Origin of the sequence: Hassallia byssoidea VB512170, assembly GCF_000817785.2 — a bacterium.
GTDB classification, from domain to species: Bacteria; Cyanobacteriota; Cyanobacteriia; order Cyanobacteriales; family Nostocaceae; genus Hassallia; species Hassallia carrinoi.
This window is the reverse complement of sequence record NZ_JTCM02000071.1, coordinates 22,783-32,652: the sequence shown is the minus strand read 5'-3', so window position 1 is coordinate 32,652 and position 9,870 is coordinate 22,783. Positions and strand designations below refer to the sequence as shown.

Here is a 9,870-nt window from a genome sequence, read left to right as displayed (position 1 = left end):
TCTTCACCCGCATCGAGGTTAAGCGCTGCCGCCTTGATAATGAAATTGGTGAAATTCTCGGTAGTCAGTTGGACGCTGAAAAGTCTCAGGGGCGTCCAGTAAGGTTAGTGCGATCGCGCATTAGTGCCAAAGCTGCAAAGTTACTATTTAAAAAACTAGTCGAGGGTCTAGAGTGAAAATGCAAATGAATTTGAATGAACTTGCTTTATAGGAGTTTCATATACTTGACAAAGTGCGCGGTATCGAAGGACTAATTGAACAGAAGGAGGCTGAGTTAGAAAGCAGCGGTATATTCGACAACACACGTCGTGTTTATAACAAATATGTGGATCTTGCTGTCCAGGGTGATATCGAAGCACTTAAACGAGCATTGTTCCTGTGGTGGTTTGATTTTGCAGAGCCATCATTCCTGACTGGATTGCACCAATTGGATGGGTGGGAGGTATTAGAACAGCTTGAAGCCCTTGCATCCACAAACAAGCTAGACAAAGAATTAAAATGGATGCTGCCATACTATTATTCAATAACTGATTATTACTTCGATGCGGTACTTGAAAACGAGGGGCAAGCGCTCAGAAAATTTTTAGACGAAAACAAAAATACAAGCTTACCCTGCAAAGATTTGCTGAGTGCAAGCTTAGAAGGGCGTGGTCAGATGGCTGACTACTGGCTTAGTATTTTGAGTTAATAAAGGTTCTCCTTGCAACAATTTCTGTTTATATTTTGATATTTTCGCGCTCTCTGCGCTGACTACAATCAGGACACGAGGCGCTAAATATTTTCACCGAATGTCTTTATAAAATTGCTTCAGGTATTGTGGGGACACACCAACACCCCAAAGAAAGCCGATGTAAAGATATATTGCGGTGGCTTTGAAGAAGCCCCATTTTGCGACACGGCGATCGCTACTTTGGACGATACGATTCACCAAGCGAATTTTTCCCCGTCGTACTATTTTTATGCACAAGTCGGCTTCTTCCATAATTGGGAGGTTGCTGTCAAAACCGCCACATTCCCAGAAATCAGCGCGGCGTGCGAAAATTACTTGATCGCCAAACAATAAACGCAGTCCTTGAAAAAACAAATGTGGGCGAAAAAGCAACGGTGCGTAATAAGTTTTCAGCCAGTTGTGCAGTGAAACTCCCCAGCGCGTTGTTTTTTCACCTGCCATCAGGGAAATAAAACCGCCAGCAACAACAGTTTTGTCTGCTAGTGTCTGCTCAATAACTGTTACCAAGTCGTCGCTTACCAAAGTGTCTGCGTGCAGAAAGCAGAGGATTTCTCCAGTTGCGACTTCTGCACCTTGATTTGATTGGGCAGCGCGTCCGCATTGTTTGGCAGAAATGACTTGTACACCTGCTGTTTGGGCGATGGCGATCGTTTCGTCAGAACTACCGCCATCCACAACCAGCACCTCCCAAGCTGGGGGTGTGAGTAAACTGAGATGACGCAAGGTGCGTCCCAGACACTTTGCCTCATTTAAAGTGGGGATGATAATCGAGACGCGGGACATAGATTAGTTATTGGTAATTGGTAATTGGTAATTGGTAATTGGTAATTGGTCGTCAGTTAGTAAAATAACCAACTATCAACTATCAACTAACAACTAACAACTAACAATTAACAAATAACTTTAACTCTATCTGCCGTTAGAAGACCTAACAATCGGGTTTTCGACAGATTCGCGATACTCTTGGACTTGGTCTGTGTAGCCTATGGGCAAAACAGCTTCAACGTTTTCATGGGGACGAGGAATAATTACCCAAGATTCCAAAGTACCACCATGAACATTTTCGACCGCATCAACACCAGCAGCCATAGCGGCTTTTACTTCCGAAACATCTCCGCGAATATTGACTGTAAAGCGAGCGCTACCAACTCTGATATAACCGACGAGGGTGACTCGACCGGCTTTCACCATTGCATCTGCTGCTGCTAGCACAGCGGGAAAACCTTTAGTTTCCAATGCTCCAACTGCCTGTGATGATGACATAATTGATCTCCTGTATAAGTAAACGTATGTGGCGCTACTCAATAATTGTACGAATGTTCGCTACCGATTTTGATGGCGAACTTGGTTAGAAGATACGGTATGGTTCTGATTTTTCGGTAAAGTGGATGGGCAAAATGCTTTCCACATTCTCCGGAGGGTTGGGAACGATGTAGTGGGTGATTACTTGACCACCGTAAGCTTCCTCTCCGGCAGCGATTCCGGCTGCAACCGCTGTTTTCACCTCAGCTACGTGTCCCCTGACTGCGACTACGAAGCGAGCGCTTTCCGCTAGACCGTAGTATACCAATGTTACGCCGGCAGCTTTCACCATTGCATCTGCTGCTGCTAACACAGCTGGAAAACCTAAAGTTTCAATTACTCCAACCGCCATCGGCATGGCATCAACTCCTAAGTCAAGGGATGGGTGTTATCAATTGTACGATGTTGTTACGTTAGCATCTTATAATTCGCCCAGTTCGTTTGGGTATGGAAAGATGAAAAAAAATGACTTGCAATTTTATGACTTGAGTGCAGATATTTGGTGGCAGTCAGATGCTAAAATCTACGCTCTCTATTACTTAAATCAACCCCGATTTGATTTTTTTGATCGGTACGTACCTTCTTGGCAGGGATTGCGAGTATTGGACATTGGCTGTGGCGGCGGGTTTTCTTGCGAATTTATGGCAAGAAGGGGAGCGATCGCCAGCGGGGTAGATCAATCAGCAAAATGTATTAAACAAGCTCAAGAACATGCAGCAATCAGCAAATTACCGATTGAATATCAACACGGATTTGCTGAAAATCTGCCTTATCAGGCAAACTCTTTTGATATTGTTGTATGTGTTGATGTCTTAGAACATGTTGCCGATTTAAGAAAAACAATTTCCGAAATTTCTAGAGTTTTACAACCTAACGGATTATTTTTATTTGACACTATCAATAGAACTGTAAAATCTCAATTTGTCATGATTTGGCTTTTAGAAAATATTTTGCGCGAGATTCCCTGCGGTATTCACGATTGGAAAAAGTTTATTAAGCCAGAAGAACTGACTAATTTACTGCATAATCATAACTTTGCCAGCATAGAAATTAACGGATTTGACTTATTTGGTGAAGGTTTATTCGATAACATCCTTGCCTACATCCACTATAAAAAAACTGGAGGATTTAAAGCAAAAATTACTAACAATACTTCTTTAATGTATATTGGTAAGGCAATCAACTCAGCGCTTTAGCGCTAAAAAGCTGACTACAAATTTTCTTTTAGTGGATAGCTATTTGCACCTTCGGCTGACCATTCCCACATTGAACCAGCATAGTTTTTGACATTAGTCAAGCCTAAATTTGCCATAACGCTGACAAAAAAAGCCGAACGAATACCACCTGTACAATAAGTAGCAATGGGAGTATCAGATTGAATTCCTAATTTTGCTAGTTTTGTGATAATTTCTTCAGCTGGAAGTAAGTTACCTTTATTATCTATTAAATCTTTGAAATAGAAATGCACTGCACCAGGGATATGTCCTCCGCGCTTTTCACCGTAAGGAGTTGCCCCATTATATTCTCGCTTTTCGCGAGTATCAATTACTATTAACTTATTTTCTGCTAGATTTGCTTTAAGTTCATCGCGCTGAATTTCCCATAATGCGGTGCGGTTGACTACAAAATCTCCGATTTGTTGAGGTTGATTTCCTCCAAAAGTAGTTTGAATACCTGCTTTTACAAGTGCATTATATCCGCCATCAACGAAAGCTGCGCTGTTATGTCCCAAGGTGCGTAACATCCAAACAATGCGTCCTTCTTCACCAAAGTTATGAGCGGGATTGCCAATTACAATTACAGGTTTTGAGTTGGAAATGCCTAATTTACGCAGTTTTTGTTGAAGAAGTTTTTCGTCTTTTAGGAGGTTGCCTCGATAAGGTTTTTCTGGTTGCGAAAATTCTTGCCAGGTGACGTGAATAGCGTCTGGTATATGTCCCAGAAACCATGCTAATTTGTTGCGGGTGTCAAGAATTGTTGCGCTTTGGGATATTAATTGTTTGGCTTGGTTGGGGGTGAGTATCCATTGGTTCATATATAGTAATAGTAGATGAGTTGTGAGAAATTTTTTTAAACGAACCGCCAAGAAACCAAGAGCGCCAAGAGAAGAAAGGAAAGTATATGTTCACAAGCTATTTATAATAGCTAGAGAATGCATTGATATAGGTTTTTTAGTTTGAGGGATAGAATTGCTATCTTTAGTTTTATAAGGTAAGCTAAAATTTATGTTTGCTAGTTTTCTTCCTGCGGCAGTTGGGCAATTAAGAGAAGCAAGTGCGATCGCACTCGCTCAAAGTATTGAGCAAATAGCGATAAGTACTCCTTTGAGTACTCAATCTATTACTACAAGTTATGTACATAAGGGAAGTGGTGGAACGCCGATTTTATTAATTCATGGCTTTGACAGTTCTTTGTTAGAATTTCGTCGCCTTTTACCATTCTTAGCAGAAAATAATGATACTTGGGCAGTAGATTTGTTGGGTTTTGGGTTTACTCATAGGGTTTCGGGAATACAGTTTAGTCCTACTGCAATTAAAACTCATCTTTATTGTTTCTGGAAAACTCTAATTAATCAACCTGTAATTTTGGTGGGTGCTTCGATGGGTGGTGCAGCAGCGATTGATTTCACTCTGACTTACCCGGAAGTGGTACAAAAGCTAGTGTTAATTGATAGTGCTGGTTTAGGGGGTAGTTCACCGTTAAGTAAGTTGATGTTTCCCCCGTTGGATTATTTGGCTACTCAGTTTTTACGTAACCCAAAGATACGCCAAAGTATTTCTCGCGCTGCTTACAAAAACAAAAGCCTCGCTGACAGTGATGCTCAAATTTGTGCAGCTTTACATTTAGAAATGCCTAGTTGGGAATTAGCTTTGATTGCTTTTACTAAAAGTGGTGGTTACGGTGGTTTTAGATTTAAGAAACTATCAGAAATTGTCCAACCTACGCTGATTTTGTGGGGCGATTCTGACAAGATTTTAGGTATCGAGGATGCTAAGAGATTTAAGAGGGCAATTCCCAATAGTAAACTTATCTGGATTAAAGATTGCGGTCATGTCCCTCATTTAGAACAGCCGCAAATTACGGCACAACATATTTTAGAATTTCAGGATGTCTTGCAATTAGTCTAACAGCTATTGCTCACTCTACCCTTAAGTGTCATCATTCCTAAAAGAGTAAAATTTTTTGCCCTCCTTCCGGATTTTGTTGATTGCTGGTTGAAAAAGCTACATGAGCGTGCAATCATTCCTGTCCCAAACTTTGTAGTAGCTACAAAAGATTTGAAAGTAGCGGCAAAGGAAGTTTTGAACATTAATGTTCAGAATGCTCGCAGCGTTGGCATAAAAGCAACTTGTACACATCCTTATTCGAGTTGTCCTTATGTGGCGTTTGTAGAGGCGAGTTTAGGCTAGTCTAAATCAGTAAATATTAACTTTCAGTTCCAGCACAGCAAGCACCATTCGCGTGTAGAGTGGGAAGCCCGAAGTGTAACTCACCACCTTATATTGGTGCATCACGGTGCTTTCTAGTTGTGTAATTTTTAAAAATTCACTGCGAGTATGGCGATCGCGCACCCTACTTTATGAATGACTGCTCTCGTTTGCCCTTTGTTATTTGTCATTGATTAATCACTAAATAATAGAAATCGGATACACCCAATCTCGATAATTGGATTCTCGATTTTCTGTAATTGCTATGAGTTTTTCTGTGAGCTTTTCAGTTATCGGTCTATTTTCTGGTAATTTATAACTTTCAATTCTTGTTACTGGAACAATTTTTGCTGCTGTACCACTTAAGAAAACTTCATCAGCAATTAAAAGTTCAGATTTATCAATAGAGCGTTCTACGGTTTTAATACCTAAGTCTTTTGCAATTGTCAGAATGGTATCTCTGGTAATTCCTTCTAGAATATCTTGATCGCTTGCTGGGGTAAATATTTGCCCATTCCTGACGATAAAAATATTCATCCCGGAGGCTTCACTTACTTTACCCTGAGAATTCATTAAAATCGCTTCGTCAAAACCAGATTCGACAGCTTCGGTTTTAGCAAGAGAAGAAGTAATATACGCTGCACTAATTTTCCCTCTTAATGGTAAACTGCGGTCTTCTTGTCGATACCAAGAACTAAATCGACAACTGACTCCTTCAGGAGATAAATAATCTCCTAATTCTAAACCATAAACAAAGAAATCTTTCTCAATGTTATGAAGTCTGGGTAAAATTCCCAAATCTGAGGTGTAGACAAAAGGTCGAATATAAAAAGACTTGGTAGGCTTATTTCTTTTAACAAATTCAATTATAATTTCTTCGATTTTCTCGGCTGGTAAGTTGTAGTGTAGAAATTTTGCACTGTCACTTAATCTTTGACAATGGCGGTCTAATCTAAATAATAAGATTTGTTTAGCTTCTTGTGGATCTAGGATACCTCGTAGTCCGCCAAAAGCGCCGGTTCCATAGTGCAAAGCATGAGTTGCGATGGAAATTTTCGCTTCTGCAAAAGGTAAGAATTGATTTTGAAAGTAGGCGATCGCTAAAAAGTTGTACATCCAAAAATAAGCACCTAATACTCCCAGTAACCGCAAAGATTACTTTGATTTAATTAATAATATATGCGTTTCTGAGATTTTTAGTCAAACAAAGCTTACTTTTTATTAAGTATTTATAAATCTGGCGATCGCTATTATCAACTATTCCTTACTATCGCAAAAACACTGGCTCACAAGTATAAACCTTTATAGCCGCATCCCAAAAAGGCTTGAGCTACTAAAGCAATCATATGCGCTTTCTTTTAATCATTTAATCAAGTAACCACATTTGAGAAGAATTATCCTCACCTTCATCCGGTTGATTTTGCGCTAAATCTACCGATGAGCGGTGTGATTTTTTGTAACTATCGGCTGGTTTAAATTCTTTATGTTCCGGTTGTGGTTGCGGTGGCTTTTGGGATGAGTAATATGATTTTTTGTAGTAGCTAGCGGCTGGTTTAAATTGATTTTGCTCCGGTTGGTGTTGCGGTGCTTTTTCTAATGGCTGATATGATTTTCTGTAGCTGCTAGCTGGGATAATTTCCTTTTCTTGTTTGACAACAATACTTTCCTTTTCCTTTTCCTTTTCTTTTTTGAGAACTTTGCTTTCTTCTATAAGTTGGGAATTAGCTTCTGCAAGTTGTAGTGCAGCTTTCTTAGCATCGTAAAGCTCTTTTGTCAATCGTTCTACTAATGCTTTTTGTTCTGACAAAAGCGATTGTTCTTTAGACAAAGCTGACTGCAAATCACTATTTTGTTGCTGTAATTGTTTTTCTCTCTGGCGCGATCGTTCGTCTTTTTCTTGCAACTCTTTGACCATTGCTTCTAAATCAGCCTTGGTTGGAGTGCGTCTAGCCGGAGTTTGCTCGGGTGTATGTGTTGACAATTCCTCAGATGATTCGGCATCTTCTACAATTGCCTCAGCAGGAACTTCGATTGCAGATTCACCTTCATCTGGTGTAAATTTTTGTGCTTGTTCTTGTAGCACGTCGGCTACACGTCTCTTAACCATAATTTCCTCCAATCACGCTTTAATTCATCAGCTACGCGGCGGTAGTCTGACTCCGCTTCGCGTGCATTATTTCCTCGCCATTGAGTAATTGCCATACCATCCAGCGCTGCTCGTTCGTGTGCTTTGTAAGCACGAATAAAGTTATTGCAAGCAGGTATTCCTAACTGTACCAAGGTATTTTTAGCTTCCTGTGCTTCTGCCAAACTCCGTGTATCCACTTTAGTTAGCAACACTCGATGGGGTGTTCCCAAGGGAGTGACGGCTTTTTGAATTGTGTCAATTAGGACAGCTAAATCCATTGGTGCTGGGGGTGTAGGCAAAACTAAATAGTTTGCGATCGCCAATACCGCCGCTAAAGCTTCAGACCGCAGCGCCGGGGGCGTATCTACCACTACTAAATCGTAACCTGTTATCTTTCCTAAATTACCTAAAAGTTGAGGATCTGTCTCTTGGGATAGGTCGAACCCCATATCATTCTGACTGCGGCTATACCACCAACTAGCAGAACCTTGAATATCTGCATCAATGAGAAGAACCTTTTTCTGTTGAGCAAATGTTGCAGCCAGATTGACGGCGGTAGTGGTTTTACCCACGCCACCTTTGCCATTGAGGATAGCGATGATTTTTGCCACTTACTTTTTGCTACTGACGCTACCTTACAAGACTATACATCTTTATGTGACATAAAAGCACGCTCTGGGAATGGGTAATGGGTAATGGGGAATGGGTAATGGGTAATGGGAATCGGATAAATTCTTCCTTGTCCTCCTTGTCCCCCCATCTCCCCAGTCCCCAGTCCCCAAAAGATAGAATCGAGAAGCCATCAACTTTAGAAGCAGATATGACCGCAAACGTAAATCTACCTGATGGACCAAAAATGCCGATATTTCTGCGGCGGATGAAATTTATTCTTCAGCCGTTGGAATACGCTGATAATTTTGCGTCTTCTTATGGTGACACTTTCACTCTTTCAAATACAAGTGATTCTGTTATTGTCTACTTTAGTCATCCGCAAGCACTACAAGAGATTTTTGCTGCTGATTCTAGCCATTTTGAGAGTGGAAGGGGAAATCGGGGTTTAAGATTTTTGCTAGGGGATAATTCTTTAATTTTACTGGATGGCGATCGCCACCACCGCCAACGCCAATTATTAACCCCTCCCTTTCATGGTGATAGAATGCGGGCTTATGGTGAAACTATTCGCCAAATCACCCAGCAAGTAAGCGACGAATGGAAAATTAACAAGTCTTTTAATATTCGTTCGTCGATGCAAGAAATCACCATGCGCGTCATTTTACGAGTTGTTTTTGGCTTAAATGAAGGACAGCGTTTTCAAGAACTTCGTCAGCTTCTAACATCCGTGCTGGATTTCATGGGTTCCCCATTTATGTCCGCTGCCTTCTTTTTTCGGTTCATCCAAAACGATTTTGGCACATGGAGTCCGTGGGGTCGAGTGTTGCGCTTGATGGAACGAATTGATAAGCTTGTTTATGCTTTAATTGAAGAACGAAGAACTGAATCAAACCAAAATCGCCAAGATATCCTCAGTTTGATGATGTCTGCTCGTTATGATGACGGACAGCCGATGTCAAATCAAGAGTTACGCGATGAGTTAATGACGCTGCTGGTTGCGGGACATGAAACTACAGCTTCTGCATTAACTTGGGCTTTTTACTGGATTGATTCTTTACCGGAAGTGCGCGACAAACTACTAAAAGAACTTGCTTTTTTTGGTAACAACCCAGATCCAAGTATTATTGCTAAACTGCCTTATTTAAATGCAGTATGCCAAGAAACATTGCGAATTTATCCGATCGCAATGAATGGTTTTATTCGGGTAGTCAAATCGCCAATTAAAATTATGGGCTATCATCTACCAGCAAAAACTATAGTAGTTCCCAGTATCTATTTAGCGCACCACCGCGAACAAGTCTACCCACAACCGAAGCAATTCAAACCAGAACGCTTTTTAGAAAGACAATTTTCTCAATACGAGTATTTACCCTTTGGTGGTGGTAATCGTCGCTGTATTGGTATGGCTTTTGCTCAGTATGAAATGAAACTGGTATTGGCAACAATTCTTTCTCAGTTTCAAGTCTCGCTAGTAAATAAGCGTCCTGTGCGTCCTGTGCGTCGTGGTTTGACTTTAGCCGCACCAGCAGGAATGCAGATGATTGCAACGCCTTATGTTTTAACTTGAAAAACGCTGACCAAAATTTTTCGGCAGGGTGGAAACATCAATTATCATCTCTTCGTCTAGGTGGTGGGTGTTTTCCACCCTTTTATTATTAAATGATTTTAAT

The 9,870-nt window shown here is 40.8% G+C and carries 11 protein-coding genes; 4 read left to right on the top strand and 7 right to left on the bottom strand.

Going from position 1 to position 9,870, the window contains the following annotated elements; genetic code table 11:
- Positions 1–232 precede the first annotated feature (232 nt).
- A complete protein-coding gene (locus tag PI95_RS23915) occupies positions 233–688 on the top strand; it encodes a hypothetical protein (RefSeq protein ID WP_163519138.1) in 456 nt (151 codons plus the stop codon).
- A 93-nt stretch (positions 689–781) separates the two neighbouring features.
- On the opposite strand, the gene PI95_RS23910 is transcribed toward PI95_RS23915, so the two are convergent.
- The 3 genes from PI95_RS23910 to PI95_RS23900 all read right to left on the bottom strand — a co-directional run bounded on the left by PI95_RS23910 (position 782) and on the right by PI95_RS23900 (position 2,390).
- Positions 782–1,513 carry a TIGR04283 family arsenosugar biosynthesis glycosyltransferase gene (locus PI95_RS23910; RefSeq protein WP_163519137.1) on the bottom strand — a complete coding sequence of 244 codons (732 nt, stop codon included), beginning with the start codon at positions 1,511–1,513 and terminating at the stop codon, positions 782–784.
- A gap of 126 nt (positions 1,514–1,639) precedes the next feature.
- A complete protein-coding gene (locus PI95_RS23905; RefSeq protein WP_039739851.1) occupies positions 1,640–1,993 on the bottom strand; it encodes a carbon dioxide-concentrating mechanism protein CcmK in 354 nt (117 codons plus the stop codon).
- An 85-nt stretch (positions 1,994–2,078) separates the two neighbouring features.
- Positions 2,079–2,390, bottom strand: a complete 312-nt coding sequence (locus PI95_RS23900; RefSeq protein WP_039739848.1) for a BMC domain-containing protein — start codon at positions 2,388–2,390, stop codon at positions 2,079–2,081.
- 97 nt (positions 2,391–2,487) lie between these two features.
- Here PI95_RS23900 and ubiG point away from each other — a divergent pair, with 97 nt between their 5' ends.
- Positions 2,488–3,228: a bifunctional 2-polyprenyl-6-hydroxyphenol methylase/3-demethylubiquinol 3-O-methyltransferase UbiG gene (gene ubiG / locus PI95_RS23895; RefSeq protein ID WP_039740631.1), complete on the top strand. Its 741-nt coding sequence runs from the start codon at positions 2,488–2,490 to the stop codon at positions 3,226–3,228.
- Positions 3,229–3,242: 14 nt separating this feature from the next.
- Here the strand turns inward: ubiG and PI95_RS23890 are convergent, their stop codons facing one another.
- The gene (locus tag PI95_RS23890; RefSeq protein ID WP_039739845.1) at positions 3,243–4,067 is read right to left on the bottom strand and encodes a sulfurtransferase; all 825 of its coding nucleotides are present in this window, start codon (positions 4,065–4,067) and stop codon (positions 3,243–3,245) included.
- 190 nt (positions 4,068–4,257) lie between these two features.
- Between PI95_RS23890 and PI95_RS23885 the strand changes: the two genes are divergently transcribed.
- Positions 4,258–5,160 carry an alpha/beta fold hydrolase gene (locus PI95_RS23885; protein WP_039739843.1) on the top strand — a complete coding sequence of 301 codons (903 nt, stop codon included), beginning with the start codon at positions 4,258–4,260 and terminating at the stop codon, positions 5,158–5,160.
- Positions 5,161–5,661: 501 nt separating this feature from the next.
- Here the strand turns inward: PI95_RS23885 and PI95_RS23880 are convergent.
- The 3 genes from PI95_RS23880 to PI95_RS23870 all read right to left on the bottom strand — a co-directional run bounded on the left by PI95_RS23880 (position 5,662) and on the right by PI95_RS23870 (position 8,199).
- Entirely contained in the window at positions 5,662–6,576 is a 915-nt protein-coding gene (locus tag PI95_RS23880) for a branched-chain amino acid transaminase (RefSeq protein ID WP_039740629.1), read from the bottom strand.
- A gap of 250 nt (positions 6,577–6,826) precedes the next feature.
- Entirely contained in the window at positions 6,827–7,567 is a 741-nt protein-coding gene (locus PI95_RS23875; protein WP_039739836.1) for a hypothetical protein, read from the bottom strand.
- Positions 7,549–8,199, bottom strand: coding sequence for an AAA family ATPase (locus PI95_RS23870; protein ID WP_039739832.1), 651 nt, complete (start codon positions 8,197–8,199; stop codon positions 7,549–7,551). The genes PI95_RS23875 and PI95_RS23870 overlap by 19 nt, the downstream gene beginning before the upstream one ends.
- A 209-nt stretch (positions 8,200–8,408) precedes the next feature.
- Here PI95_RS23870 and PI95_RS23865 point away from each other — a divergent pair, with 209 nt between their 5' ends.
- The gene (locus PI95_RS23865; RefSeq protein WP_039739829.1) at positions 8,409–9,767 is read left to right on the top strand and encodes a cytochrome P450; all 1,359 of its coding nucleotides are present in this window, start codon (positions 8,409–8,411) and stop codon (positions 9,765–9,767) included.
- Positions 9,768–9,870: the final 103 nt, after the last annotated feature.